The 25,174-nt window shown below is 68.2% G+C and carries 23 protein-coding genes; 11 read left to right on the forward strand and 12 right to left on the reverse strand.

The window, feature by feature from the left end; all coding sequences use genetic code 11:
• Positions 1 to 100: 100 nt before the first annotated feature.
• The 3 genes from ACFY0U_RS11690 to ACFY0U_RS11700 form a co-directional block, all read right to left on the reverse strand.
• Entirely contained in the window at positions 101 to 1,363 is a 1,263-nt protein-coding gene (locus ACFY0U_RS11690; protein WP_388633765.1) for an MFS transporter, read from the reverse strand.
• A gap of 100 nt (positions 1,364 to 1,463) precedes the next feature.
• Complete coding sequence (locus tag ACFY0U_RS11695; protein WP_388633768.1) at positions 1,464 to 2,546, reverse strand: inositol-3-phosphate synthase; 1,083 nt, start codon at positions 2,544 to 2,546, stop codon at positions 1,464 to 1,466.
• Between the two features lie 44 nt (positions 2,547 to 2,590).
• Complete coding sequence (locus ACFY0U_RS11700; RefSeq protein WP_388633771.1) at positions 2,591 to 3,283, reverse strand: PadR family transcriptional regulator; 693 nt, start codon at positions 3,281 to 3,283, stop codon at positions 2,591 to 2,593.
• A 737-nt stretch (positions 3,284 to 4,020) separates the two neighbouring features.
• Here ACFY0U_RS11700 and ACFY0U_RS11705 point away from each other — a divergent pair.
• Both ACFY0U_RS11705 and ACFY0U_RS11710 read left to right on the forward strand, forming a co-directional pair.
• Positions 4,021 to 6,267 carry a transglycosylase domain-containing protein gene (locus tag ACFY0U_RS11705; RefSeq protein WP_388634321.1) on the forward strand — a complete coding sequence of 749 codons (2,247 nt, stop codon included), beginning with the start codon at positions 4,021 to 4,023 and terminating at the stop codon, positions 6,265 to 6,267.
• Positions 6,268 to 6,375: 108 nt separating this feature from the next.
• Positions 6,376 to 7,878 carry a glycosyltransferase family 87 protein gene (locus ACFY0U_RS11710; RefSeq protein WP_388633774.1) on the forward strand — a complete coding sequence of 501 codons (1,503 nt, stop codon included), beginning with the start codon at positions 6,376 to 6,378 and terminating at the stop codon, positions 7,876 to 7,878.
• A gap of 102 nt (positions 7,879 to 7,980) precedes the next feature.
• Here ACFY0U_RS11710 and ACFY0U_RS11715 read toward each other — a convergent pair whose 3' ends face one another.
• The 3 genes from ACFY0U_RS11715 to ACFY0U_RS11725 all read right to left on the reverse strand — a co-directional run bounded on the left by ACFY0U_RS11715 (position 7,981) and on the right by ACFY0U_RS11725 (position 10,720).
• Positions 7,981 to 9,012 carry an alanine racemase gene (locus ACFY0U_RS11715; protein WP_388633776.1) on the reverse strand — a complete coding sequence of 344 codons (1,032 nt, stop codon included), beginning with the start codon at positions 9,010 to 9,012 and terminating at the stop codon, positions 7,981 to 7,983.
• Positions 9,013 to 9,104: 92 nt separating this feature from the next.
• Complete coding sequence (gene femX, locus ACFY0U_RS11720; protein WP_171142170.1) at positions 9,105 to 10,226, reverse strand: peptidoglycan bridge formation glycyltransferase FemX; 1,122 nt, start codon at positions 10,224 to 10,226, stop codon at positions 9,105 to 9,107.
• Positions 10,227 to 10,405: 179 nt separating this feature from the next.
• Positions 10,406 to 10,720: a hypothetical protein gene (locus ACFY0U_RS11725; RefSeq protein ID WP_388633779.1), complete on the reverse strand. Its 315-nt coding sequence runs from the start codon at positions 10,718 to 10,720 to the stop codon at positions 10,406 to 10,408.
• Between the two features lie 264 nt (positions 10,721 to 10,984).
• Here ACFY0U_RS11725 and rpsF point away from each other — a divergent pair, with 264 nt between their 5' ends.
• From rpsF to rplI, 4 genes are all read left to right on the forward strand, one after another.
• Entirely contained in the window at positions 10,985 to 11,275 is a 291-nt protein-coding gene (rpsF, locus tag ACFY0U_RS11730; RefSeq protein ID WP_005482942.1) for a 30S ribosomal protein S6, read from the forward strand.
• Positions 11,276 to 11,354: 79 nt separating this feature from the next.
• Entirely contained in the window at positions 11,355 to 11,957 is a 603-nt protein-coding gene (locus ACFY0U_RS11735; protein ID WP_388633782.1) for a single-stranded DNA-binding protein, read from the forward strand.
• A 57-nt stretch (positions 11,958 to 12,014) separates the two neighbouring features.
• Positions 12,015 to 12,251 carry a 30S ribosomal protein S18 gene (gene rpsR, locus ACFY0U_RS11740; protein WP_003949403.1) on the forward strand — a complete coding sequence of 79 codons (237 nt, stop codon included), beginning with the start codon at positions 12,015 to 12,017 and terminating at the stop codon, positions 12,249 to 12,251.
• A gap of 18 nt (positions 12,252 to 12,269) precedes the next feature.
• Entirely contained in the window at positions 12,270 to 12,716 is a 447-nt protein-coding gene (gene rplI / locus ACFY0U_RS11745) for a 50S ribosomal protein L9 (protein ID WP_046256488.1), read from the forward strand.
• A gap of 153 nt (positions 12,717 to 12,869) precedes the next feature.
• On the opposite strand, the gene ACFY0U_RS11750 is transcribed toward rplI, so the two are convergent.
• Complete coding sequence (locus ACFY0U_RS11750) at positions 12,870 to 14,207, reverse strand: MATE family efflux transporter (protein ID WP_388633786.1); 1,338 nt, start codon at positions 14,205 to 14,207, stop codon at positions 12,870 to 12,872.
• Between the two features lie 460 nt (positions 14,208 to 14,667).
• Between ACFY0U_RS11750 and dnaB the strand changes: the two genes are divergently transcribed.
• Together dnaB and ACFY0U_RS11760 are read left to right on the forward strand one after the other, a co-directional pair.
• Positions 14,668 to 16,140, forward strand: a complete 1,473-nt coding sequence (dnaB, locus tag ACFY0U_RS11755; protein WP_171142166.1) for a replicative DNA helicase — start codon at positions 14,668 to 14,670, stop codon at positions 16,138 to 16,140.
• 61 nt (positions 16,141 to 16,201) lie between these two features.
• Complete coding sequence (locus ACFY0U_RS11760) at positions 16,202 to 17,587, forward strand: serine hydrolase domain-containing protein (protein ID WP_388633788.1); 1,386 nt, start codon at positions 16,202 to 16,204, stop codon at positions 17,585 to 17,587.
• 44 nt (positions 17,588 to 17,631) lie between these two features.
• Here ACFY0U_RS11760 and ACFY0U_RS11765 read toward each other — a convergent pair whose 3' ends face one another.
• Positions 17,632 to 18,084 carry a GNAT family N-acetyltransferase gene (locus ACFY0U_RS11765; protein WP_388633791.1) on the reverse strand — a complete coding sequence of 151 codons (453 nt, stop codon included), beginning with the start codon at positions 18,082 to 18,084 and terminating at the stop codon, positions 17,632 to 17,634.
• Positions 18,085 to 18,094: 10 nt separating this feature from the next.
• A complete protein-coding gene (locus ACFY0U_RS11770) occupies positions 18,095 to 18,553 on the reverse strand; it encodes a MarR family winged helix-turn-helix transcriptional regulator (RefSeq protein ID WP_388633794.1) in 459 nt (152 codons plus the stop codon).
• 140 nt (positions 18,554 to 18,693) lie between these two features.
• Between ACFY0U_RS11770 and ACFY0U_RS11775 the strand changes: the two genes are divergently transcribed.
• Positions 18,694 to 19,902, forward strand: coding sequence for an MFS transporter (locus tag ACFY0U_RS11775; RefSeq protein WP_388633798.1), 1,209 nt, complete (start codon positions 18,694 to 18,696; stop codon positions 19,900 to 19,902).
• A gap of 125 nt (positions 19,903 to 20,027) precedes the next feature.
• On the opposite strand, the gene ACFY0U_RS11780 is transcribed toward ACFY0U_RS11775, so the two are convergent.
• Entirely contained in the window at positions 20,028 to 20,894 is an 867-nt protein-coding gene (locus tag ACFY0U_RS11780) for a GNAT family N-acetyltransferase (protein WP_388633801.1), read from the reverse strand.
• Positions 20,895 to 21,132: 238 nt separating this feature from the next.
• On the opposite strand from ACFY0U_RS11780, the gene ACFY0U_RS11785 reads away from it, so the two are divergent.
• Positions 21,133 to 21,765 carry an HAD family hydrolase gene (locus tag ACFY0U_RS11785; protein WP_388633803.1) on the forward strand — a complete coding sequence of 211 codons (633 nt, stop codon included), beginning with the start codon at positions 21,133 to 21,135 and terminating at the stop codon, positions 21,763 to 21,765.
• Positions 21,766 to 22,170: 405 nt separating this feature from the next.
• Complete coding sequence (locus ACFY0U_RS11790; protein WP_388633805.1) at positions 22,171 to 23,694, forward strand: globin domain-containing protein; 1,524 nt, start codon at positions 22,171 to 22,173, stop codon at positions 23,692 to 23,694.
• Positions 23,695 to 23,696: 2 nt separating this feature from the next.
• On the opposite strand, the gene ACFY0U_RS11795 is transcribed toward ACFY0U_RS11790, so the two are convergent.
• A complete protein-coding gene (locus ACFY0U_RS11795; RefSeq protein WP_046256480.1) occupies positions 23,697 to 24,179 on the reverse strand; it encodes an NUDIX domain-containing protein in 483 nt (160 codons plus the stop codon).
• An 88-nt stretch (positions 24,180 to 24,267) separates the two neighbouring features.
• Positions 24,268 to 25,173: a LysR family transcriptional regulator gene (locus ACFY0U_RS11800; RefSeq protein ID WP_388633809.1), complete on the reverse strand. Its 906-nt coding sequence runs from the start codon at positions 25,171 to 25,173 to the stop codon at positions 24,268 to 24,270.
• Between the last annotated feature and the right edge of the window lies 1 nt (position 25,174).

Genomic DNA, 25,174 nt, shown 5'->3' on the forward strand with positions numbered 1-25,174 from the left:
GCGTGTGGCACGCATAAGGAGCGAGTAAGACGCACGTAAGTTACCGGGCCCCACTGACACTCCTGCAATCCAGGGGGACTCTGTGTCATTGATGTGACACTTACTGGCGTTCAAAGCGGGCCATAGCCACCGCAATTGCCCCGTAGATAACGGCCACTGTGACCACCAGCACCGCAGACCGCCCATCCGGCGGCAGCATCAGGGCGGCCACGGCGGCCGCGCCGACGAACGCGATGTTGAACAGCACGTCGTAGACGGAGAAGATCCGGCCCCGGAAGCCGTCGTCGACCGAGGACTGCACGATGGTGTCCGTCGCGATCTTCGCGCCCTGGGTGGTCAGGCCCAGGACGAACGCCGCGGCGAGCATGGGCGCGACGGCGAACGGGAGGCCGAGAGCCGGTTCCAGGATCGCGGCGGACGCTGCGCACACGGCGATCCAGCGGCCGGGACCGAGCTGTCCCGCCGCCCAGGGCGTCACTACGGCCGCCACGAAGAAGCCCGCGCCGGAGATGCCCAACGCCAGCCCCAACAGGGCGAGTCCGTCATCGGTGGTCGAGGAGAACTCGTACCGGCAGAGCATCAGCAGCATGACCAGCAGGGCGCCGTAGCAGAACCGCATGAGCGTCATCGTGGCGAGCGCTCGGGCGGCCTGTCGGCGCGGTGGGGAGGCGAGGTGGCGTACGCCGGCCGCCAGATCGTGCGCGGTGCCGGAGAGGGCGGCCGAGAGGCCGGGCTGGACCAACTCCTGGTCGGGGCCCAGAAGTTCCCGTGACATGCGCAGTGAGGCCAGCGCAGCGCACAGGTAGAGCGCGGCGCCCAGCAGCACCACCGCCGCGTCGGAGTCCGCGAACACCAGACGTACGACGAAGGCCAGACCGCCTCCGGCCGTCGCGGCGAGCGTTCCGGCGGTCGGGGAGAGGGAGTTGGCGATGACGAGGCGCTCGGAGTCGACGACCCGCGGCAGGGCGGCGGACAGGCCCGACAGGACGAAGCGGTTGACGGCGGTGACGCACAGCGCGGAGACGTAGAAGAGCCAGTCCGGCACGTGGCTGACCATCAGGACGGCGGTCACCGCGGCCATCAGGGCGCGCACCAGGTTGCCGTAGAGGAAGACCTGGCGGCGGCGCCAGCGGTCCAGCAGGACGCCGGCGAAGGGGCCCACCAGGGAGTAGGGGAGCAACAGGACGGCCATGGCGGAGGCGATGGCGGTGGCCGAGGTCTGTTTCTCCGGGGAGAAGACGACGTAGGCGGCGAGTGCGACCTGGTAGACGCCGTCGGCGCCCTGGGAGAGCAGACGTACGGCGAGCAGGCGCCTGAAGCCCTGGAAGCGCAGCAGGACCCGCAGGTCACGTACGACGGCCATGGCGCACAGCCTCACATAAGGACAGGGTCCCCGGGCGGTACAACCCGGGGACCCTCGACACAGCCCTGGCAGGAGCGATTTTCAGTGAGCCTCGGCGCCTTTAGCGCTCGACTTCACCCTTGATGAACTTCTCGACGTTGGCGAAGGCCTCGTCGTCGAAGTACTGGACCGGCGGGGACTTCATGAAGTACGAGGACGCCGACAGGATCGGGCCACCGATGCCGCGGTCCTTGGCGATCTTCGCGGCGCGCAGGGCGTCGATGATGACACCAGCGGAGTTCGGGGAGTCCCAGACCTCGAGCTTGTACTCCAGGTTCAGCGGGACGTCGCCGAAGGCGCGGCCCTCGAGGCGGACGTAGGCCCACTTGCGGTCGTCGAGCCAGGCCACGTAGTCCGAGGGACCGATGTGGACGTTCTTCTCGCCCAGGTCGCGGTCGGGGATCTGCGAGGTGACGGCCTGCGTCTTCGAGATCTTCTTGGACTCGAGGCGGTCGCGCTCCAGCATGTTCTTGAAGTCCATGTTGCCGCCGACGTTGAGCTGCATGGTGCGCTCAAGACGGACACCGCGGTCCTCGAACAGCTTCGCCATCACACGGTGCGTGATGGTGGCGCCGACCTGCGACTTGATGTCGTCACCGACGATCGGGACGCCCGCCTCGGTGAACTTGTCCGCCCACTCCTTGGTGCCGGCGATGAAGACCGGAAGGGCGTTGACGAAGGCGACCTTGGCGTCGATGGCGCACTGGGCGTAGAACTTCGCCGCGTCCTCGGAACCGACGGGCAGGTAGCAGACGAGAACGTCGACCTGCTTGTCCTTGAGGACCTGGACGACGTCGACCGGGGCCTCGGCGGACTCCTCGATGGTCTCGCGGTAGTACTTGCCGAGACCGTCGTGGGTGTGGCCGCGCTGGACCGTGACGCCCTTGTTCGGGACGTCGCAGATCTTGATGGTGTTGTTCTCGCTGGCACCGATGGCGTCCGAGAGGTCGAGGCCGACCTTCTTCGCGTCGACGTCGAAGGCGGCGACGAACTCGACGTCACCGACGTGGTAGTCGCCGAACTGGACGTGCATGAGGCCGGGGACCTTGGTCGCCGGGTCGGCGTCCTTGTAGTACTCGACTCCCTGGACCAGCGACGCGGCGCAGTTGCCCACGCCAACGATGGCTACGCGGACCGAACCCATTCCGGTTGCTCCCTGTGTGTATGAGTGAGGCCCTGACTGAGCGCTCACGTGGTGGTGTCGTCGGGCGTATCGGTCCGGGGAGTGTCCCCGGCCCGTGGCAGGTTGCCCGGCGCTCCAGATGTGTTGTTCTGCTGAGAGGACTGAGCGGGCCCCCCGGAGGCGGACCCCTTGAGGTCCCGTCCGGCCCGCTCGCTCTCGATGAGCTCGTTCAGCCAGCGCACTTCGCGCTCCACGGACTCCATTCCGTGGCGCTGGAGCTCAAGCGTGTAGTCGTCGAGGCGCTCCCGAGTGCGCGCGAAGGAGACGCGCATCTTGTCCAGCCGGTCCTCCAACCGGCTGCGGCGGCCTTCCAGCACGCGTACGCGTACGTCGCGTGACGTCTGGCCGAAGAAGGCGAAACGCGCGGCGAAGTGCTCGTCCTCGTACGCGTCGGGGCCGGTCTGCGAGAGCAGGTCCTCGAAGTGCTCCTTACCTTCCGCCGTCAACCGATAGACGATCTTGGCGCGACGTCCCGCGAGTGATGCGGCGAGAGCGTCTTCAGGAGCGTTCCCCGGCTCTTCGATCAACCAGCCGTTGGCGACCAGCGTCTTGAGACAGGGGTAGAGCGTGCCGTAGCTGAACGCACGGAACACACCCAGTGACGTATTGAGTCGTTTGCGCAGCTCATAGCCGTGCATCGGGGACTCGCGGAGCAGGCCGAGTACGGCGAACTCGAGGATCCCTGAGCGTCGGCTCATCCTCTCGCCTCCTCGTCCCTGACTCGCTTATCTCGCTCTGATGTATCGACTCGATACATCACGACGATAGAACGACCATCCGGATGCGACAAGTGGGGAGACGGTGAACGGGATCACATCACTTATTCATCCGAGGCAAGTTGCCTGATTTGGGGTGAACTTCGGGGCTAGGCGGGTTTTGACGGTGCGTAGTCTGTGCGGCATGCACACCACCGGGAACCGAGTGACGCCTGGGGGCGTCGTCGTCCTCGGTGCAGTACGGGTGAATGCGAAAGCGACCACATCCGTACTTCGGGGGGACCGGAAACCAGCCGCCGTTTCCAGGCGCGCAAAGGTGCGCCTGCCCGAGGAGTAGTCGTTCGATGAGCGAGCACCGTCGCAAACCGCCGCAGCCGCAGGGAGGCGGACGTGCCGCGGCCCGACGCGGCCAGTCCGGCTCGTCCTCCGGCCGCCGTGCGGCACCGCGAGGCGCCACCGAGTCTCCTTCCGACTCGTACGGGTCGGGTTCCTACGGGTCGGGAGGCGAGGAGCGGCCGTACGGCGGCCGCGCCGACGCCCGCCGCGCGGCCCAGAGAGGCGGGGGCAGCCGACGCAGAGCGCCCGAACCCGCCGGCCGTGGCGCCCGACGCGGGGGCCCGGGGGGCCCGACCGGTCCTGGACGGGGCCGAGCCGCCGCCTCCAGCAAGAACCGGTTCATCGACTATCCGCGCGCCGGCAAGTACGGCTGGCAGCGCTGGATGCCGTCCTGGAAGCTCGTCTCCGGACTGTGCCTGGCGTTCTTCGGCGGTCTGGTGGCGATCGCGGGTATCGGATACGCCATGGTCGGCATCCCCAGCGAGAACGCCGCGGCCAAGTCGGAGAACAACGTCTACTACTGGGAGGACGGCTCCCAGATGGTCGCGACGGGAGCCGGCGCGAACCGGCAGAACGTCACGATCGACAAGATTCCCAAGGCCATGCAGTGGGCCGTGATCTCGGCGGAGAACAAGAGCTTCTACTCCGACTCCGGCGTCGACCCCATGGGTATCGCCCGAGCACTGGCCAACATGGCGCGGGGCGGTGACACACAGGGTGGCTCGACGATCACCCAGCAGTACGTGAAGAACACCTACCTGAGCCAGGAGCAGACCGTCTCCCGGAAGTTCAAGGAGATGTTCATCTCCATAAAGGTGGGCACGAAGCTCACCAAGGACGAGATCCTCCAGGGCTACCTGAACACCTCCTACTACGGCCGTGACGCGTACGGCATCCAGGCCGCCGCGCAGACCTACTACGGGGTGGACGCGGAAGAGCTGTCGCCGAGCCAGTGCGCCTTCCTGGCCGCGCTGCTCAAGGGCCCGACGTACTACGACCCTGTGGACAACACGAGCTACGACCCCGCGGCGACCAAGGCGAAGAACACCGAGCGCTCCAAGTACCGCTGGAGCTGGATCCTCGAGCAGATGCACAACGACAAGCATCTGACGGACGCCGAGTACCAGACGGCCATCAAGAAGTACCCCACGCCTCAGGGGCTCAAGGCGACCAAGGGTATGACGGGCCAGATCAGCTACTTGGTCGACACGGCCAAGAAGTACGTGCTGGCCCACTCGGGCATCTCGCGGACCGAGTTCGACAAGGGCGGCTATCAGATCTACACGACCTTCGAGAAGGACAAGGTCGATGCCCTGACCAAGGCCGTGAAGAAGATCGAGAAGGAGAAGATCGACCCGGAGAAGCGTGAACTGGACAAGCACGTCCAGTTCGGTGCGGCGTCGGTCAGGCCCAAGGACGGTGCGATCGTCGCGCTGTACGGCGGTGCGGGGTACGAGAACGACCACTTCAACAACAACGCGGACACCTCGGGTGTGCCGGTCGGTTCGACGTGGAAGCCGTTCGTGCTCGCGGCGGCCATGCAGTACGGCACCTACAAGGATCCGGATGTCGGTGTCTCGCCACTGAGCAAGTACAACGGCAACGACCATTTGAAGGTCAGAAACAACGACGGCACCTATGTCCTGAAGAAGGACAACTCGGTCTTCTACCAGGAGAACGAGAGCGACTACCCCTGGGGCTACATCAGCCTCCGCAAGGCGATGGAGCAATCGGTCAACACGCCGTTCGTGCAACTCGGCATGGACGTGGGGATGAGCAAGGTGCGGGACGTGGCCAAGGCGTCCGGCATCCTGGATCAGAGCTTCGAGACGCTCAACGCGTCGTTCGCCCTGGGTACATCGACCCCCAGTGCGATCCGCATGGCTGACGCCTACGCGACGTTCGCGGCGTCCGGCAAGCACGCGGACCCGTACTCCGTGACCGAGGTCAAGAAGGACGGACAGCCGCTGTCGGGCTTCGACAAGCCGAAGGTCAAGCTGGCCATGCCCGAGAACGTGGCGAACAACGTCACGGACACTCTCGAGAACGTGATCGAGAACGGTACGGGTCAGAACGCAAAGGCTCTGGGCCGTACGGCGGCCGGTAAGACCGGTACCACCGACAGCAACAAGTCGGCCTGGTTCGTCGGATACACCCAGCAGCTGTCGACGTCCATCGCGATGTTCCGAGAGGACCCCAAGAACAGCAGGCTGCTCTCCATGAACGGCACGGCCGGTGAGGATTCCATCCACGGTGGTGACATCCCCACGTCGATCTGGACCGAGTACATGAAGGCCGCTCTGAAGAACGCCAGCGACCCCGGTTTCCCGGACGCCGAGAAGATCGGCGAGGTCCAGGACGAGGAAGGCGCTCCCTCCCCGACCCCGACCGTCACCGCGACGCCGACCCCGACGCCGAGCGCCACGCCGACCCCGACGCCGAGCCCGACCCTCACCGCTCCCTCGCCCTCGGCGACGGAGACCTGTTTCGGCTTCCAATGTGAGGACAGCGGAGGGGCGAACTCCGGCGGCACTACGGATGGAGGAACGACCTCCACACCGACAGCCACGGAGACAGACACCACCAGAGGCAACGGCAATGGTGGCATCTTCGGAGGATCGAGCGGTTAGCCGCCATATCGCCCGCCGAGGGTGTTTCACGTGAAACATGGGCCGTCGCACCCACCAGGTGCGGCGGCCCTCGGCGTATTCCCAGAGACGTACGGCAGGATGTGCCCCATGCCCAGCGCAGAATCGACGCAAGCGAGCGTGCACGAGCCGGACCCGGTGCGGCCGACCAAGGACGACGAGATCGCCGCGAACGGCAGCGAGCTGATCGGTGGTCCCATCGGGCGGCGTGCGCTGCTAGGGACGTCCTGGTGGACTCCCGTGCGCATCATCGCGCTCGTGGCGATCGGGATGTTCGCCCTCGGCCTGGTCCAGAAGGCGCCCTGCTACAACGGCGGCTGGTTCTTCGGCGCCAGCTCGCAGTACACGCACGCGTGCTACTCGGACATCCCGCACCTCTACGCGGGGCGCGGCTTCGCCGACGGTCTCGTGCCGTACTTCGACAAGCTCAACGGCGACATGGAGTACCTCGAATACCCGGTGCTGACCGGTGTGTTCATGGAGGTCGCCTCCTGGCTCACGCCCGGCAGCGGCAGCATCCAGGACCAGGAACAGTGGTACTGGATGGTCAACGCCGGGATGCTGATGGCGTGCGCCGCCGTCATCGCCGTATGCGTGACCCGTACGCACGCCCGGCGGCCCTGGGACGGTCTGCTGGTCGCTCTGGCGCCCGCCTTCGCGCTGACCGCCACCATCAACTGGGACCTGCTGGCGGTCGCACTGACGGCCGCGGCGATGCTGATGTGGTCGCGGGGCCGCTCACTCGCCTTCGGCGTCCTCCTGGGCCTCGCCACGGCCGCCAAGCTCTACCCTGTCTTCCTTCTCGGCCCGCTGTTTGTGCTGTGCTGGCGCGCGGGCAAGTGGCGGGACTTCGGAAAGGCACTGGGAGGTGCCGCCGTCTCCTGGCTGGTCGTGAACCTTCCGGTGATGCTCCTCGCCTGGGACGGCTGGTCGAAGTTCTACGAGTTCAGCCAGGAACGGGGCGTCGACTTCGGGTCCTTCTGGCTGATCCTGGCCCAGAACTCGACCGACCCGCTGAGCACCGACACGGTCAACACGCTCGCCACGCTGCTGGTGCTGTTGTCCTGCGTCGGCATCGCGGCGCTGACCCTGACCGCCCCACGCCGGCCGCGCTTCGCCCAGCTGGCCTTCCTGATCGTCGCGGCGTTCATCCTCACCAACAAGGTCTACTCGCCGCAGTACGTCCTGTGGCTGATCCCCCTCGCGGTACTGGCGCGGCCCAAGTGGCGGGACTTCCTGATCTGGCAGGCCTGCGAGGTGGCGTACTTCCTGGGGATCTGGATGTACCTCGCGTACACGACCAGCGGGGACGCCCACAAGGGCCTGCCCCAGGACGGCTATCACTGGGCCATCGGACTGCATCTGTTCGGGACGCTGTACCTGTGTGCCGTGGTCGTGCGGGACATCTGGATGCCGGAGCGGGACGTGGTGCGCCGGGCCGGTGACGACGATCCGTCAGGCGGTGTCCTCGACGGCGCGGAGGACGTGTTCGTCCTCGGTCCCGCTGCCCATCCCCCGCGCCACGCCGCCCACTTCGGGGGGCCGCAGGTGGAGTGGGGCGATCCGGCCGCTTCCCCAGACCGTTCGCTCTGAGCGAACAAGGCGTAGCCGACCCACGTAAAAGGCCGTACACGGGAGGTCCGTGTACGGCCTTTCGGCTGTCTGTGTACGGCTCTTCAGTCGTCCCTACGCCGCTCAGCGGTCGACGATGCGGTCGAACTGCGTGGTGGTGTGCCGCAGATGGGCCACCAGCTCCTCGCCGACCTTCGGCTCCGGGGCGTCGGAGGGGACGAACAGGATAGACACCTGCATGTGCGGCGGCTCCGCGAACCAGCGCTGCTTGCCGCCCCAGACGAACGGAGAAAGGTTCCGGTTGACCGTGGCGAGGCCGGCGCGGGCCACGCCCTTGGCGCGCGGCATGACGCCGTGCAGCGCCTTGGGAGCCTCCAGGCCCACCCCGTGCGACGTGCCGCCCGCCACGACGACCAGGAAGCCGTCCGAGGCCGCCTTCTGCTGCCGGTAGCCGAACCGGTCGCCCTTGGCCACGCGCGTGACGTCCAGGACCGCTCCGCGGTACTCGGTGGCGTCGTGGTCCCCCAGCCACAGCCGCGTGCCGATCCGGGCGCGGAAGCGGGTCTGCGGGAACTGCTGCTGGAGCCGGGCGAGATCCTCGGCCTTGAGGTGGCTGACGAACATCGTGTGCAGCGGCAGACGCGCCGCGCGCAGCCGGTCCATCCAGCCGATGACCTCCTCGACGGCGTCCGAGCCGTCGGTGCGGTCCAGCGGCAGGTGGATGGCGAAGCCCTCCAGGCGGACGTTCTCTATGGCGGAGTGCAGCTGCGGCAGGTCCTGCTCGCTGATGCCGTGACGCTTCATCGAGGACATCACCTCGATGACCACGCGGGCGCCCACGAGGCCGTAGACCCCGTCGATCGACGACACCGAGCGGATGACCCGGTCCGGCAGCGGCACGGGCTCCTCGCCGCGCCGGTACGGCGTCAGCACCAGCAGGTCGCCGCCGAACCAGTCCTTGATGCGCGCGGCCTCGTACGTCGTGCCGACCGCGAGGACGTCCGAGCCCAGCCGCGTGGCCTCCTCCGCCAGCCGCTCGTGCCCGAAGCCGTAGCCGTTGCCCTTGCAGACCGGGACGAGACCCGGGAACTGGTCCTGCACGTGCTTGTGGTGCGCACGCCAGCGCGCGGTGTCGACGTAGAGCGTGAGCGCCATGGCCGGACCCGGAACCTTTCTCGTGGCTGCGGTGTATCAGAGGTATGGAAGCGAACGAACGTGCCGACGCTATCGAAGCGAACAGCCGGTGTTCAGCGCCGCGACATGTAGATGTCGAGCGCCTTGTGGAGCAGCTTGTTCAGCGGGAAGTCCCACTCGCCGAGGTACTCGGCGGCCTGGCCGCCCGTGCCGACCTTGAACTGGATCAGGCCGAAGAGGTGGTCGGTCTCGTCCAGCGAGTCGGAGATGCCGCGCAGGTCGTAGACGGTCGCGCCGAGCGCGTAGGCGTCGCGCAGCATCCGCCACTGCATCGCGTTCGAGGGCCGGACCTCACGGCCGATGTTGTCGGAGGCTCCGTAGGAGTACCAGACGTGGCCGCCGACGATCAGCATCGTCGCCGCCGACAGGTTCACGCCGTTGTGGCGGGCGAAGTACAGCCGCATGCGGTTGGGGTCCTCGGTGTTGAGGGCCGTCCACATGCGCTGGAAGTACGACAGCGGGCGGGGCCGGAAGTGGTCACGCACGGCCGTGATCTCGTACAGCCGCTGCCATTCCTCGAGGTCCTGGTAGCCGCCCTGGACGACCTCGACGCCGGCCTTCTCGGCCTTCTTGATGTTGCGGCGCCACAGCTGGTTGAAGTTCTTGTGGACCTCTTCCAGGGACCGGTTCGCCAGCGGCACCTGGTACACGTAGCGGGGCTGGACGTCGCCGAAGCCGGCGCCCCCGTCCTCGCCCTGCTGCCAGCCCATCCGACGGAGCTTGTCGGCGACCTCGAAGGCGCGCGGTTCGATGAAGTCGGCCTCGATGTCGCGCAGCCGCTTCACATCGGGGTTCTGGATGCCGGCCTTGATGGAGGTGGCCTCCCAGCGCCGGATGATCACCGGCGGGCCCATCTTCACCGAGAAGGCGCCCTGGTGCTTGAGGTGCGCGAGCATCGGTTCCAGCCAGTCGGTCAGATTCGGCGCGAACCAGTTGATGACCGGGCCCTCGGGCAGATAGGCGAGGTAGCGCTTGATCTTGGGGAGCTGCCGGTAGAGGACCATGCCCGCACCGACCAGCTCGCCGGTCTTGTCGTCGAACCACCCGAGGCTCTCGGAGCGCCACTCCGCCTTGACGTCTGCCCAGGCAGGAACCTGCATGTGGCTAGCCGAAGGCAGGCTCTGGATGTACGCCAGATGCTGCTCGCGGCTGATCGTCCTCAGGGTCAGGCTCATTCGGGGCGCTCCTCGGGCTGGTGTGTCCCCATGGGTACAGGGGCTCCGGCTCTCGCGCCGAAGCCTACTGCGCCTGGCGAGCGCCCCGACTGGGCGTACGGAACCTGCGCCCCGGCCGATGGGCCGCCGAGGCGTTCCGCGGTGCTTTGTGTGGTGTTGAGGGGACGGTGCCCGTGGCGTCAGCTGATGACTCCGCCGAAGAGGCCGCCGTGCGCCATGCCGAGGAAGAAGCCGATCGCCGCGGCGCCGAGACCGAGGATCAGTCCGAAGCGCTCACGGGTCGTCTCCGAGATCCACTGGCCGTACGCGCCGGTGAGGATCCCCACCAGCCCGGTCCAGGAGCTGAGCAGGTGCAGGCTGTGGAACATCGACGTGACGAACGCCGTGATCCCCAGGACCAGGGTCACCGCGAGCAGGGTGTCCTGGAGGGGGTGGGATTTGCCGTCCGTGGCGAACAGGCCTCCGACGGTGTTGGGTCGCAATGCTTGTGCCATAGGGCACCTCCTGCGAAAGGCGGCGCATCGTAGCGCCATACACACCCGATGTGTACAGATTGTCGGTCCTGGCGGCCGGATTTCAACCGGAAGCCAAGGTGCGGGTACTCTGTACCGTCTGCACTGGTGTCTGCCCATGTCACGACCGGGTCTACCGCGAGGAAGCCCCGATTGTCAGTGGCGGCCGATACCTTTGCGTACGCATTACAACCCTCCTGCCACGGAACGACCGTGGCCGTTGAGTCCAAAGGAGGTGGGTTCCACATGCGTCACTACGAGGTGATGGTCATCCTCGACCCCGATCTGGAGGAGCGCGCTGTCGCCCCCCTGATCGAGAACTTCCTCTCCGTCGTCCGTGAGGGCAACGGAAAGGTCGAGAAGGTCGACACCTGGGGCCGTCGTCGTCTCTCGTACGAGATCAAGAAGAAGCCCGAGGGCATCTACTCGGTCATCGACCTGCAGGCCGAGCCTGCGGTCGTCAAGGAGCTCGACCGCCAGATGAACCTGAACGAGTCGGTCCTCCGGACCAAGGTCCTCCGCCCCGAGACCCACTGAGCCTCCCGCTCAGCTGATCTCGGGATTCGAGTAGCAGCAACCAAGCAGCCAGAGCAGCAAACCCGCCGAGAGGTTCCCCATGGCAGGCGAGACCGTCATCACGGTCGTCGGCAATCTTGTCGACGACCCCGAGCTGCGCTTCACCCCCTCCGGTGCGGCGGTCGCGAAGTTCCGTGTCGCGTCCACCCCCCGCACCTTCGACCGGCAGACCAATGAGTGGAAGGACGGCGAGAGCCTGTTCCTGACCTGCTCGGTCTGGCGTCAGGCGGCGGAGAACGTCGCGGAGTCGCTCCAGCGAGGCATGCGCGTCATCGTGCAGGGCCGGCTGAAGCAGCGGTCCTACGAGGACCGTGAGGGCGTCAAGCGCACGGTCTACGAGCTGGACGTCGAGGAAGTCGGCGCCAGCCTGCGCAGTGCCACGGCCAAGGTCACCAAGACTGCCGGCGGTGCCGGCCGTGGTGGCCAGGGCGGTTACGGCGGCGGTGGCGGCGGCCAGGCCGGCGGCGGCTGGGGTGGAAACTCCGGCGGCGGCCAGCAGGGCGGCGGCGCTCCCGCCGACGACCCCTGGGCGACCGGCACTCCCGCCGGTGGCAACCAGGGCGGCGGCGGTGGCGGCGGCTGGGGTGGAAACTCCGGCGGCGGCCAGCAGGGCGGCGGCTACTCGGACGAGCCCCCCTTCTAGGCCTTCGGGCCAAGGGTGGGTCGTACCCACACTTCTTGATCACACAGGAGAAACACCATGGCGAAGCCGCCTGTGCGCAAGCCTAAGAAGAAGGTCTGCGCTTTCTGCAAGGACAAGGTCACGTACGTGGACTACAAGGACACGAACATGCTGCGGAAGTTCATTTCCGACCGCGGCAAGATCCGTGCCCGCCGCGTGACCGGCAACTGCACGCAGCACCAGCGTGACGTCGCCACGGCCGTCAAGAACAGCCGTGAGATGGCGCTGCTGCCCTACACCTCCACCGCGCGATAAGGGAAGGGTGACCGACCAATGAAGATCATCCTCACCCACGAGGTCTCCGGCCTCGGTGCCGCGGGCGACGTCGTCGACGTCAAGGACGGCTACGCTCGCAACTACCTGATCCCGCGGAAGTTCGCTATCCGCTGGACCAAGGGTGGCGAGAAGGACGTCGAGCAGATCCGTCGTGCTCGCAAGATCCACGAGATCCAGACCATCGAGCAGGCCAACCAGGTCAAGGGCCAGCTCGAGGCCGTCAAGGTTCGTCTGGCCGTTCGCTCCGGCGACGCCGGTCGTCTCTTCGGTTCCGTCACCCCGGCCGACATCGCCTCGGCGATCAAGGCTTCCGGTGGCCCCGAGGTCGACAAGCGCCGCATCGAGCTCGGTTCGCCGATCAAGACGCTGGGCGCCCACGAGACGTCCGTGCGTCTGCACCCCGAGGTGGCCGCCAAGGTCAACATCGAGGTCGTCGCTGCGTGACGCTGCGCTTGGTTTGAGCAGCTGAGAAGGGCCGCACCCGACGGGTGCGGCCCTTCTTGCGTGTGGGCGGACGGGGTGGTGTTTCACGTGAAACAGAGGGTTTCACGTGAAACAGTCAGCGTGGCGCGCGTACGGTCCGGTGCGGTCCTCGGTTCAACGTGTGGCGCCGGTGACGATCCAGCGGCCCGAGCGGGACCGCAGCCAGAGGGTCAGCATGCGCACGGCCATCATCAGCGTCATCGCTCCCCAGACCGCGGTGAGGCCTCCGCCGAGTGCGGGGATGAGCAGGGCCACGGGGGTGAAGACCGCCAGGGTGAGGACCATGGCCCAGGCGAGGTAGGGTCCGTCGCCCGCTCCCATCAGGACGCCGTCCAGGACGAAGACGATCCCGCAGATCGGTTGGGCGAGCGCCACCACGAGAAGGGCGGGTAGCGCCGCGTCCTTCACCACGGAGTCGCTCGTGAACAGTGGAAGGAATGCGGGACGGGCCGCCACGACGGCGAGGCCGAGTACCACGCCGACCGCGATGCCCCACTGCACCATGCGGCGGCAGGCCTCGCGGGCGCCTTGGACGTCGCCCGCGCCGAGGTAGCGGCCGATGATGGCCTGCCCTGCGATGGCGATGGCGTCCAGGGCGAAGGCGAGCAGGCTCCACAGCGACAGGATGATCTGGTGCGCCGCGATGTCGGCATCGCCGAGACGGGCCGCCACGGCCGTGGCGATCATCAGGATCGCGCGGAGCGAGAGAGTGCGGACGAGCAGGGGGACGCCGGCCTGTGCCGAAGCCCGGATACCCGCGGCGTCGGGGCGCAGTGAGGCGCCGTGGGCGCGGGCCCCGCGGACGACCACCACGAGGTAGACGGCGGCCATACCGAACTGGGCGATGACGGTGCCCCAGGCGGAGCCGGCGATACCGAGGTCGGCGCCGTAGACAAGGCCCACGTTGAGAGCGGCGTTGGCGACGAAGCCGCCGATGGCGACGTACAGCGGTGTCTTCGTGTCCTGTAGTCCGCGCAGAACGCCGGTCGCGGCGAGGACGACGAGCATGGCCGGTATGCCGAGGGACGAGATCCGCAGATAGGTGGTCGCGTACGGGGCGGCGGTGTCCGAGGCGCCGAAGAGTTCCACCAGGGCCGGTGCGGTGGGCAGGACGACGGCGACGACGGCGGCGCCGAGCAGGAGTGCCAGCCAGATGCCGTCCATGCCTTGCCGGATGGCGGCCTGGAGGTCGTCGGCGCCGACACGTCGGGCGACGGCCGCGGTGGTGGCGTAGGCGAGGAAGACGAAGACGCTGACGGCGGTCATCAGGAGGGCCGAGGCAACGCCCAGTCCCGCGAGTTGCGCGGTGCCGAGATGGCCCACGATCGCGCTGTCGGCGATGACGAACAGGGGCTCGGCGACAAGTGCGCCGAAGGCCGGGACGGCCAGGGCGACGATCTCTCGGTCGTGCTGTCGCCGTGTGGCGCGCGAGGTCGCCGGAGCATGTGTCATGAGCACCAATCTAATCGTCCACAGGTAAGAGATGCAATGTATTAATGACCCTTACTCGCCGTGTTGTCGCGTGCGCTTCCGCGTGTCGTTCGATGTGATCTTGGTCCGACTGGGGAAGTTTTTCTTCTGCACAGCCGGTGGACGGGAAGAGTGCAGGTCAGAGGCGGTCTCGAACGAGAAGCGCGAGCTTGTTCACAGGCCTGTCCACCGTGTCGTGCACAGGTTTTGCGGAGTTCTCCACAGCATCCGGGCCGTCGTCCACATGGCCTGTGGATAACCAGATTGGCTGACGGTGCCGTCGGGCCTACCGTGGTCCGGCGCCCGCTCCGTCTGTCGGCCTGGAAACCAACACAAAACCGACGCGCCAGAACCGGAGTTGGGCCTCTTATTTGTCAGTGCCGTGCCGTAGAAAAAGAGAAGCACGGCGAGGTCCGCTCCGCGGACGGGAGGAGGTGGCTCGGTGAGCATTTCCGAGCCCTTGGACGATCCGTGGGCCGACAGCGGTCCCAGTGATCGCCTACCTGCCTCGCGCCGTCGCGGCGAGGGTGGCCGGGGTCGCGACGAGCAGCACGATCGCGGCCGGGAGAGCGGTGAATGGGACGGCGGGGGCACGTCCTTCGAACGCGTACCGCCGCAGGACCTCGACGCCGAGCAGTCCGTCCTCGGCGGCATGCTGCTGTCGAAGGACGCCATCGCCGACGTCGTCGAGGTCATCAAGGGACACGACTTCTACAAGCCGGCGCACGAGACGATCTTCCAGGCGATCCTCGACATCTACGCCAAGGGCGAGCCGGCCGACCCGATCACGATCGCGGCCGAACTCACCAAGCGCGGCGAGATCAACAAGGTCGGCGGCGCATCGTATCTGCACACCCTGGTCCAGACGGTGCCGACGGCGGCCAACGCCGAGTACTACGCGGAGATCGTGCACGAGCGCGCGGTCCTGCGCCGTCTGGTCGAGGCCGGCACCCGCATCACCCAGATGGGATACGCGGCCGACGACGATGTCGACGAGATCGTCAACCGCGCCCAGGCCGAGATCTACGCGGTCACCGAGCAGCGCACCAGCGAGGACTATCTGCCGCTCGGCGACATCATGGAGGGGGCGCTCGACGAGATCGAGGCGATCGGCTCCCGCACCGGCGAGATGACCGGTGTGCCGACCGGGTTCACGGACCTGGACTCGCTCACGAACGGTCTGCACCCGGGCCAGATGATCGTCATCGCGGCCCGTCCCGCCATGGGTAAGTCCACGCTGGCGCTGGACTTCGCGCGAGCGGCGTCGATCAAGAACAACCTGCCGAGCGTCATCTTCTCCCTGGAAATGGGGCGCAACGAGATCGCGATGCGTCTGCTGTCGGCCGAGGCGCGGGTGGCCCTGCACCACATGCGTTCCGGCACGATGACGGACGAGGACTGGACGCGCCTGGCCCGCCGGATGCCCGAGGTCTCGGCGGCGCCGCTCTACATCGACGACTCCCCGAACCTGTCGATGATGGAGATCCGCGCGAAGTGCCGCCGACTGAAGCAGCGCAACGACATCAAGCTCGTGATCATCGACTATCTGCAGCTGATGCAGTCCGGCAAGCGCTCCGAGAGCCGTCAGCAGGAGGTCTCGGACATGTCCCGTAACCTCAAGCTCCTCGCCAAGGAGCTCGAGGTCCCGGTGATCGCGCTCTCCCAGCTCAACCGTGGTCCCGAGCAGCGCACGGACAAGAAGCCTCAGGTGTCCGACCTGCGTGAGTCCGGCTCCATCGAGCAGGACGCCGACATGGTGATCCTGCTGCACCGAGAGGACGCCTACGAGAAGGAGTCGCCGCGCGCCGGTGAGGCGGACATCATCGTGGGCAAGCACCGTAACGGCCCGACGGCGACGATCACGGTCGCCTTCCAGGGCCACTACTCGCGCTTCGTGGACATGGCCCAGACCTGAGCCGCCCGTCCCGGGCCCAATGCGTTCGACGTCGCGGTGGTCCGCGGGGTGGACTGGGCCCATGACGACATCTCAGGAAGAGCTGCTTCCCGGCACACGCCGGGCGCTGCTGCACCGTATCGCCGTGGCCCAGGCCGAGGGACGTGCGCCGTCGCTGGTCGCGGCGGTCGTGCGGGACGGGCGGGCCGTCTGGCACGGCTCGCGGACGTCGGTGGAGGGGCACGGGCCGGACGAGACCGTGCAGTACCGCATCGGCTCGATCACCAAGACCTTCACCGCCGTTCTCGTGCTGCGCCTGCGCGACGAGGGACTGCTGGACCTCGGCGACACGCTGGAGAAGCATCTGCCGGGCACCGGTGCGGGGGAGGCCACCATCGCCGAACTCCTCGCGCACACGGCCGGGTTGGCGGCAGAGTCGCCGGGGCCGTGGTGGGAGCGCAGCCCGGGCTCGCTGCGTCCCGAACTGACCGACGTGCTCGGCGAGCAGCCCTTCCTGCACCCGGCCGGCCGCCGTTTCCATTACTCGAACCCCGGCTACACCCTGCTGGGCGCGCTGGTCGAGAAGCTGCGCGGTGCCTCATGGGAGGACGTCCTGCGGCGCGAAGTGCTCGAACCCCTGGGCCTCGACAGCACGAGCGCCCGGCCCAGGGCGCCGCACGCGGGTGGCTGGGCGGTGCACCCCTGGGCCGATGTGATGCTTCCGGAGCCCACCGAGGACCTCGGCCGGATGGCACCGGCGGGCCAACTCTGGTCCACCACCGGCGACGTGGCGAAGTTCGCGGCTTTCCTCGCGAAGGGCGACGACCGGGTGCTGCGCGCGGAGACGGTACGGGAGATGCGGACGCCCGCCGCTCCGGCCGAGGCCGCGGATGTCGTGGACGGTGCGACGTACGGTCTCGGGATGCAGGTGCAGAGCCGGGACGGCCGTCTGCTCGTCGGGCACTCGGGGTCCCTGCCGGGATTCCTGGCCAACCTCACCATCAGCGTGGCGGACGACGTGGCCGCGGTGGTGCTGGCCAACTGCACCTCCGGGCCACTGCTGGGTTCCGTGGGCGCCGACCTCGTACGGATCGTCGCGGAGGCCGAGCCGCGGATTCCCGAGCCGTGGCGTCCGCTGCCCGAAGTCGACGCAGCCGTGCTGGAGTTGGCGGGGCCGTGGTACTGGGGGACGCAAGCGTTCGCCCTGCGGCTGACGACCGAAGGTGGCGTCTCGCTGGATCCCCTGAGTGGCAGCGGTCGCCGTTCACGTTTCCGCAAGAACGGTGACGGCACATGGACCGGCCTGGAGGGCTACTTCGCCGGAGAGCCTCTGAGGGCCGTACGGCGGCCTGACGGCAGCGTGAGCCATCTGGATCTCGGGTCGTTCGTGTTCACGCGTCAGCCGTACGACGAGGGCGCGCCTGTGCCGGGTGGGGTGGATCCGGAGGGGTGGCGCGGTATCGGCTGAGCGGTGTGGGGGCTTGTTTCACGTGAAACAAGCCCCCACAGGAGTCAGAGCGGCAGCTTGAAGCCCACGTGTGAGGCCTCGAAGCCAAGCCTCTCGTAGAAGCGGTGGGCGTCGGTGCGGGTGGCGTCGGAGGTCAGCTGCACCAACTGGCAGTTCTGGCGACGCGATTCATCGACCGCCCACTCGATGAGCTGCGTGCCCAGACCGCTGCCGCGCTCGTCGGCGTGGATGCGGACGCCTTCGATGATCGACCGGGTGGAGCCGCGCCGGGACAGCCCGGGGATGATCGTGAGCTGGAGGGTGCCCACGACACGGTCCTCGCGGACGGCCACGACCAGGTGCTGGTTCGGGTCGGCGGCGAGCCGCTCCAGCGCGGTCAGGTAGGGGGCGAGGTCGTCCGGTGACTCGCGATGCGCGCCCAGCGGGTCGTCCGCGAGCATGGCGACGATCACGGGGACATCGGCGGCGACGGCGGCGCGTATTTCAAGATCTCCCATGCCGGCCAGCCTAGGCGGGCACGTTCAGCGACTCCACGACCCGGACCAGCGGGGCCAGCTCGGGGTTCCTGGCCGCTTCGTCGAGAGCCTCGCGCAGCGCGGTGTCATTGGTCGGCCGTGCCTCGGCGAGGAGCTTGAGACCCGCCTCGGTGACGTTGGTGTAGATCCCGCGGCGGTCGGTGGGGCACAGGTAGCGGGTGAGCAGGCGGCGGTCCTCCAGGCGGGAGACCAGCCGGGTGGTGGCGCTCTGGCTCAGGACGACGGCGTCGGCGACCTGCTTCATCTGCAGATGGCCGCCGTCTCCGTCGTGCTGCCGGCTGAGGACGTCGAGCAGGGAGTACTCGCGCACGCTCAGGTCGTGCTTCGCCTGGAGGGCCCGTTCGATATGGGCCTCGATCCTCCCGTGCAGCAGGGAGAGGGCGCACCAGCCCTGTGCGAGGGCGGTGAGTGCGGGGTCCGTCGCTGTCATCGCGCTTCCTTCGTCCCGGAACGACTGAAACCAGGATAGAGCAGGGCCGCAATAGTCGGCGCTTGCAAGTATCAGGCGTGTGCAAGTATTGTCTTCGAGTGTAAAGCGCTCCTGCAACTACCTGGAAGGTGCACACCCCCATGCCTCTCGCGCTCCTGGCCCTCGCGATCGGGGCCTTCGGAATCGGAACCACCGAGTTCGTGATCATGGGCTTGCTGCCCGAGGTCGCGGGCGACTTCGGGGTGTCCATCCCAACGGCCGGCTTCCTGGTGACGGGCTATGCGCTCGGCGTCATGTTCGGTGCTCCGCTGATGACGGTGCTCGGCACCAAGGTCTCCCGCAAGCGCATGTTGATGGTGCTGATGGGCCTCTTCATCGCCGGCAACCTGCTGTCCGCCCTGGCCCCCGCCTTCGGCGTCATGCTGGTCGGCCGGGTGATCGCCTCACTCGCCCACGGCGCCTTCTTCGGCATCGGCTCGGTCGTGGCGGCCGAACTGGTCGCCCCGGACAAGAAGGCCGGAGCCATCGCGATGATGTTCACCGGCCTCACCGTCGCCAACGTGGTGGGCGTCCCGCTCGGCACCCTTGTGGGACAGACCGTCGGCTGGCGCGTCACCTTCGCCCTCGTCGCCGCGCTCGGCGTCCTGGGCCTGGCCGGCATCGCCAAGCTCGTCCCCGACATGCCCAAGCCTCAGGGCGTGCACCTGCGCCACGAACTGGCCGCCTTCAAGAACGCTCAGGTCCTGCTCGCCATGGCGATGACGGTGCTCGGCTTCGGCGGCGTCTTCGCGGCCATCACCTACATCGCACCGATGATGACCCACGTCGCCGGGTTCGCCGACGGCTCCGTCACCTGGCTGCTCGTCCTCTTCGGCCTCGGCATGGTCGGCGGCAACCTCATCGGCGGCAAGTACGCGGACCGCGCCCTGATGCCCCTGCTGTACGTGTCGCTGGGCGCTCTGGCCGTCGTTCTCGCGCTCTTCACGCTCACCGCGCACAACAAGGTCCTCGCGGCCGTCACGATCGCGCTCATCGGCGCCCTGGGGTTCGCCATCGTCCCGCCCCTGCAGAAGCGCGTCCTCGACCAGGCGCACGGCGCCCCGACACTCGCCTCGGCGGTGAACATTGGTGCCTTCAACCTCGGCAACGCGCTCTCCGCCTGGCTCGGCGGCCTCGTGATCGGCGCCGGTCTCGGCTACACCGCTCCGAACTGGGTGGGCGCCGTCCTGGCCGCTGCCGCTCTGGGGCTCGCACTGGTCTCGGCCGCCCTGGAACGCCGGGCCGCCGCGCCCAGCGAGGTCGTGGCAGGGGCCGTACCGGCTGAGCGACGGGCCACCGTCCACCACTGAGCCGTACAGGCCCGCTGAGCCGCACCAGCCACCTTGAGCCGCACCGAACTGATGCCGGGTCCCGACGAGGGCCCGGCATCACCGCTTCGGCTGCTCTCAGCAGACCGTCGCCACGCCCCCGTTCCTCACCCCGCGGCCACCGTCACCGGCGCGAACCGCCGCCTCCAGTCACCGGGCAACTCCGAAATCCCGTAGGTCATGACCGAGTTGAAGGCCACGGACGCCAGCCCGTGGTCCTTCACCCACGTCAGCAGCTCCCCGTGCCGCACGTCGATGTCGGTACGCAGCCGAAGGTCGGTGCGGGCGGCCAGCGAGGCGATGAGCGCCTTCGCCGTCTCCGTGTCCCGGGCGACCAGCGGCCCCACGACATGGTTGTCCATGTTGCGCCATGCGCCCGCGTACCCGATGATCCGGCCGTCCTCCTCGGCGACCCTCAGCTGGTCGGCGAAGGCGGGCAGGCGCGTCACGATATGCGTGCGATCGGCGCCGAAGACCTCCTCGTCCAGCCGGAGAATGGCGGTGAGGTCCTCGGCGGTCGCCGGTCGCGTGGCGACGGCGGGCTCGTATGCGGCGGCCGTGAAGTGGCCCCGCACCATCTCCGCGCGGCCGGTGACCTTGAAGCCGAGTTCCTCGTAGAGCGGGCGGCCGTTGGGCGTCGCGTGCAGGGTCAGCGGGGCGGTGCCCATCGCCGCGATCACATGGCGCATCAGTCGGCGGCCGATGCCCTTGCGTGCATGCCGTTCGGCGACGAGCACCATGCCGATGGCTCCCAGTTCGGGGCGGTCTTGCGGCCCGTACTCGGTGACGACGCAGGCGCTGACCAGGCCGCCGTCGGGGTCGTCGATGCCGTATCCCTTCCCGGAGGTGAGGAGGAAGCCCCACTTGTGCTCCTCGCGCGGCCACCCCCGGTCCTCGGACAAGTCGGCGCAGGCGGCGAGATCGCGCGGCGTCAGTCGGCGGATGGGCAGATCGGCGAGGGAAGGTGTCGACACGCAGGTCAGGCTGTCTGACGGGTGCCCTCGGCGTCCACCTGTTTCCGGTGGGATGTACGAGGTTTTGGCCATGCCGTGGCCGACTGCACAGCGTCTGGACAGACGACCCATGTTTCACGTGAAACATGGGCGAACGGCAGGCGTCCGACGGCCTTGTGAGGCGTCGGCGGTGTTCTGCCGCAGTGCTTCAGGGGCCTCGCCGAGGCGTCGTCATCCGGCCCGGCTAGCCTCGGGCACCATGGCCAGACTTCATCTCTTCGACCTCGACGGCACCTTGCTCTACGGCACTTCCTCGCCTGTGGAGATCTCCCGGCAACTGGGGCTGGAGGCCGAGACCGTGGCGCTCGACCAGGCGATCGCGACGGGGCTGATCGAGCCGCCCGAGTATGCCGCGCGGGTGCGCGAACTGTGGGCGGAGCTCACCGAGGCCCATGTGGCGGCTGCTTTCGAGGGCGCTCCGTGGCTGGCCCGAATCCGTGACGTCTGGGAGGAGATCCGGGAGAACGGCGACTACTGCGCTGTCGTATCGCTCTCGCCGTCCTTCTTCGTCGAGCGGCTCACCACCTGGGGTGCGCACGCGGCGTACGGATCGCGCTTTCCCGCCGTGCCGTTCACCGAGCCCGTGGACCCGGCCGGAGTGCTCAGTGCCGCGGCCAAGGTCCTGATAGCCGACCGGCTGTGCGAGGAGTTCGGAGTGAGCCGGGCCGATTGCATCGCTTATGGGGACTCGTCCTCGGACAAGGACCTCTTCAGCACGGTGCCGGTCTCCGTCGCGGTCAATGCGGACAGTCATCTGTCCGGTCTCGCGACCCACGTCTACACCGGCAGAGATCTGTGGGATGCCTATGAATTGGTGCGCCGCGCCCGGTAATTGAGGGAATTGATGGTTCGCGGCTCGCCTCATTCGTGGGGGAGGAAGGCGGGACTTGTGTGCGGAGCGTTGACCGGTAGGGTCGACTCCGGTTCTCGTCCGGCGTGAGGTGCGCAGACCTGCAACATGCCCTGCCCGGACCGTGAACAAGGCAAGGCAGCCTAACGGGACGGAGAGATCGAAGACCCGCATTTTCGGTTATGCGGCCGGGGCGTCCCCACGCGGTGGGAGGCTGCGGTGAGAGCACTGCGGCCAATGTCACACTCTCGCCTTACTTGTCCGTATGGAGCGCGAATACGAGTTGAATGTGGCCGCATTGGCCGCGGCCATGAACGGGGACAGCAAGCCGTCTGCGGGGGAAAGCAGGCACATTCCGACCGAGGAAGTGCGCAGACCGACCGAAAGATGTTCGAGGCGAGGCACACCATGGACGCTCCGACCACCGCGTCGGCCGACAACGGCACTTCCGGCGGCGGGGGCGGCTGGTTCACGCCGCACACGCAGCCGGCGTCGACACCGGGTAGCGAGCAGACGGCCGAGGGCAGCCGCCTGGCGGCGCTGCGCCCGGTCGGCAGGACCCCACAGGGCCCGGACACGGCCCCACGGGCACAGGACACCCCACAGCCCGCCCCAGCCCCACAGCACGCCGCAGCCCCGTCGCCCGCTCCCGCCGCACCGCCTGCCCCGGCCGAGCAGGCGCCCCCGGTACCGACCCCCACTTCACACGCGACACCGGCCCCCGGTCCCGCGCAGCCCCCGCCCCCGGACCCCCGTGTGCCCCCACAGCGCACCAACCCGGCGCAGGCCCAGCAGGCATCCCCGGACGCGATCCTCATCCGCCGGACCATGGCGGAGGTCGCCCCCGTGGCCGACAAGGTCACCTCGTACTTCTACGCCCTCCTCTTCGTCCGCCACCCCGACCTGCGCTCGCTCTTCCCCGCCGCGATGGACACCCAGCGGGACCGGCTGCTCAAGGCGCTGCTCACCGCGGCGGAGCACATCGACAACACCCCCGTCCTCGTCGACTACCTCCAGAACCTCGGCCGCGGCCACCGCAAGTACGGCACCCGGGCCGAGCACTACCCGGCCGTCGGCGAGTGCCTGATCGGCGCGCTGAGCAAGTACGCCGAGAGGATCTGGGACCCGGAGCTGGAGGCGGCCTGGGTCCGGGCGTACACGACGATCTCGCAGGTGATGATCGACGCGGCGGCCACGGACGAACTGCGCGCCCCGGCCTGGTGGTACGCCGAGGTCGTGTCGCACGACCTCAGAACGCCGGACGTCGCGGTCGTGACCGTCCGCCCGGACCAGCCCTATCCCTTCCTCGCCGGCCAGTACACGAGCCTGGAGACGCCGTGGTGGCCGCGGATCTGGCGGCACTACTCCTTCGCCTCGGCGCCCCGCTCCGACGGCCTGCTGTCGTTCCACGTGAAGGCCGTCCCGGCGGGCTGGGTCTCCAACGCCCTGGTGCACCGCGCCCGGCCCGGTGACATCCTCCGGCTCGGGCCGCCGGCCGGTTCGATGACCGTGGACCACACCACCGACAGCGGACTGCTCTGCTTGGGCGGCGGTACCGGCATAGCGCCCATCAAGGCACTGGTCGAGGACGTCGCCGAACACGGCGAGCGGCGCCCCGTCGAAGTGTTCTACGGCGCCCGCACCGACCACGACCTGTACGACATCGACACCATGCTCAGGCTCCAGCAGTCCCACCCGTGGCTCTCGGTCCGCGCGGTCATCGACCAACTCGCGCGGGTCCAACTCCCCGACGCCATCCGCCAGTACGGCCCCTGGAACGAGTACGACGCCTTCGTCTCCGGCCCGCCCGGAATGATCCGCAGCGGTGTGGACGCCCTGAGGGACATCGGCATCCCGTCGAACCGGATACGCCATGACTCCGTGGAGGAACTCGTCGTCATCGGGGACTGATCTCAGCCCAGGTCGGGGGCGTGCATGGCACGGACGCCCTCGATGTTCCCGTCCAGGTAGTGGCGCAGGGACAGGGGAACGAGGTGCACGGAGGCGATCCCGACACGGGTGAACGGCACCCGCACGATCTCGTACTCACCGATGGGTTCGTCGATCTCGGGTCCGTGCCGCAGCGAGGTGTCCATGGACTCCAGACGGCAGACGAAGAAGTGCTGGACCTTCACCCCGGTCGCGCCGCCGTCCTCGCCGATGTGCTCGACGGTGTCGACGAAGCAGGGCACCACATCGGTGATCTTGGCTCCGAGCTCCTCGTACACCTCGCGGTGCAGGGCGTCGACGACGGTCGTGTCGGTCGGCTCGACTCCACCACCGGGTGTGAGCCAGTAGGGATCCATGCCGGGCTTGGTGCGCTTGATCAGGATCAGGTCGTCGCCATGCAGGAGAACGGCACGTGCGGTGCGCTTGACCACGGGTCGGACGGTCATGGGGGAAATGTGGCCCGGTTGGTTCCACGTGAAACATCGCGGGCCGTCATCGGCCGAGCTCACCCGGTGACCGGAAGAAAAGCGCAGGTCAGCACCAGTCCGTAGCCGCCTGAAGCAACCAGTCGTGAGCGCGCGCGATGTGCGGCATCGCCAGCGTGCCGGTACGGACCACCAGGAAGTACGTCCGCAGCGGCGGCACCGCCGGGTGGTGCAGGGCGACGACGTCGCCGCTCTCCAGGGCGGACGCACACAAATAGCTGGGCAGCACCGCGAGCCCGGCGCCCGCCACCGCGCAGGCGAGCGCCGCGCGCAGGTCGGGGACGATGACGGTGCCCGGGGCCGCCGGACGGGAGTCGAAGACGGACGCCCAGTAGCGCGAGACGAACGGCAGCGACTCGTGCACCTCGACCACCGGGAGGTTCTCCAGGGCGGACGCTCCCTTGCGGCGCAGGGTCCCGGTGCTGATCCGCTTCGCCCAGCGCGGGGAGGCGACCAAGACGTGCACTTCGTCGCAGAGCGCAGTCGCCGTGAGCAGGGAGCCGCGTGGACGGGCCGTGGTGATGGCCAGATCGTGATGCCCGGCGGCCAGCCCCTCCAGGGTTTCCTCGGCGTTCCCGAAGGAGGCGCGCAGGGCGAAGCCCTGGCCGTCCTCGCCTGTCAGCTCGGTGAGCGCGGGCAGGGCCCGCTCGGCGATGAACTCGGGGGGCCCGGCGAGGTGGAGGGTTCGTAAAGAGGACTCGTCGTCGAGGCCGGTCTCGGTGATCTCCACCAGGGCGTCCAGATGCGGCGCGGCCTTGTGGGCGAGCTCGTCGCCGATGGTCGTCGGGGTCACCCCGCGGGCCTGTCGCAGGAACAGGGGACGGCCCAACTGCCGCTCCAGCGTCCGGATCTGCGAGGTCACGGCCGGTTGGGAGAGGCCGAGCAGTGCGGCGGCGCGAGTGAAGGAGCCGGCCCGGTGCACGGTCACGAAGGTCCGCAACAAGGCCAGATCCATG

Origin of the sequence: Streptomyces sp. NPDC001536, assembly GCF_042894505.1 — a bacterium.
Taxonomy (GTDB): Bacteria; Actinomycetota; Actinomycetes; order Streptomycetales; family Streptomycetaceae; genus Streptomyces.

What these genes read in the sequence shown, in the direction of transcription:
- rplI (WP_046256488.1), top strand. Translation starts at nt 12,270, where the DNA reads ATGAAGATCATCCTCACCCACGAGGTCTCCGGCCTCGGTGCCGCGGGC.
- ACFY0U_RS11775 (WP_388633798.1), top strand. Translation starts at nt 18,694, where the DNA reads ATGCCTCTCGCGCTCCTGGCCCTCGCGATCGGGGCCTTCGGAATCGGA.
- ACFY0U_RS11785 (WP_388633803.1), top strand. Translation starts at nt 21,133, where the DNA reads ATGGCCAGACTTCATCTCTTCGACCTCGACGGCACCTTGCTCTACGGC.
- rpsR (WP_003949403.1), top strand. Translation starts at nt 12,015, where the DNA reads ATGGCGAAGCCGCCTGTGCGCAAGCCTAAGAAGAAGGTCTGCGCTTTC.
- ACFY0U_RS11700 (WP_388633771.1), bottom strand. Translation starts at nt 3,283, where the DNA reads ATGAGCCGACGCTCAGGGATCCTCGAGTTCGCCGTACTCGGCCTGCTC.
- ACFY0U_RS11715 (WP_388633776.1), bottom strand. Translation starts at nt 9,012, where the DNA reads ATGGCGCTCACGCTCTACGTCGACACCGCGCGCTGGCGTGCGCACCAC.
- ACFY0U_RS11735 (WP_388633782.1), top strand. Translation starts at nt 11,355, where the DNA reads ATGGCAGGCGAGACCGTCATCACGGTCGTCGGCAATCTTGTCGACGAC.
- ACFY0U_RS11695 (WP_388633768.1), bottom strand. Translation starts at nt 2,546, where the DNA reads ATGGGTTCGGTCCGCGTAGCCATCGTTGGCGTGGGCAACTGCGCCGCG.
- ACFY0U_RS11705 (WP_388634321.1), top strand. Translation starts at nt 4,021, where the DNA reads ATGCCGTCCTGGAAGCTCGTCTCCGGACTGTGCCTGGCGTTCTTCGGC.
- ACFY0U_RS11690 (WP_388633765.1), bottom strand. Translation starts at nt 1,363, where the DNA reads ATGGCCGTCGTACGTGACCTGCGGGTCCTGCTGCGCTTCCAGGGCTTC.
- ACFY0U_RS11770 (WP_388633794.1), bottom strand. Translation starts at nt 18,553, where the DNA reads ATGACAGCGACGGACCCCGCACTCACCGCCCTCGCACAGGGCTGGTGC.
- ACFY0U_RS11725 (WP_388633779.1), bottom strand. Translation starts at nt 10,720, where the DNA reads ATGGCACAAGCATTGCGACCCAACACCGTCGGAGGCCTGTTCGCCACG.
- ACFY0U_RS11795 (WP_046256480.1), bottom strand. Translation starts at nt 24,179, where the DNA reads ATGACCGTCCGACCCGTGGTCAAGCGCACCGCACGTGCCGTTCTCCTG.
- femX (WP_171142170.1), bottom strand. Translation starts at nt 10,226, where the DNA reads ATGAGCCTGACCCTGAGGACGATCAGCCGCGAGCAGCATCTGGCGTAC.
- ACFY0U_RS11790 (WP_388633805.1), top strand. Translation starts at nt 22,171, where the DNA reads ATGTTCGAGGCGAGGCACACCATGGACGCTCCGACCACCGCGTCGGCC.
- ACFY0U_RS11800 (WP_388633809.1), bottom strand. Translation starts at nt 25,173, where the DNA reads ATGGATCTGGCCTTGTTGCGGACCTTCGTGACCGTGCACCGGGCCGGC.
- ACFY0U_RS11710 (WP_388633774.1), top strand. Translation starts at nt 6,376, where the DNA reads ATGCCCAGCGCAGAATCGACGCAAGCGAGCGTGCACGAGCCGGACCCG.
- ACFY0U_RS11765 (WP_388633791.1), bottom strand. Translation starts at nt 18,084, where the DNA reads ATGGGAGATCTTGAAATACGCGCCGCCGTCGCCGCCGATGTCCCCGTG.
- ACFY0U_RS11760 (WP_388633788.1), top strand. Translation starts at nt 16,202, where the DNA reads ATGACGACATCTCAGGAAGAGCTGCTTCCCGGCACACGCCGGGCGCTG.
- ACFY0U_RS11750 (WP_388633786.1), bottom strand. Translation starts at nt 14,207, where the DNA reads ATGACACATGCTCCGGCGACCTCGCGCGCCACACGGCGACAGCACGAC.
- rpsF (WP_005482942.1), top strand. Translation starts at nt 10,985, where the DNA reads ATGCGTCACTACGAGGTGATGGTCATCCTCGACCCCGATCTGGAGGAG.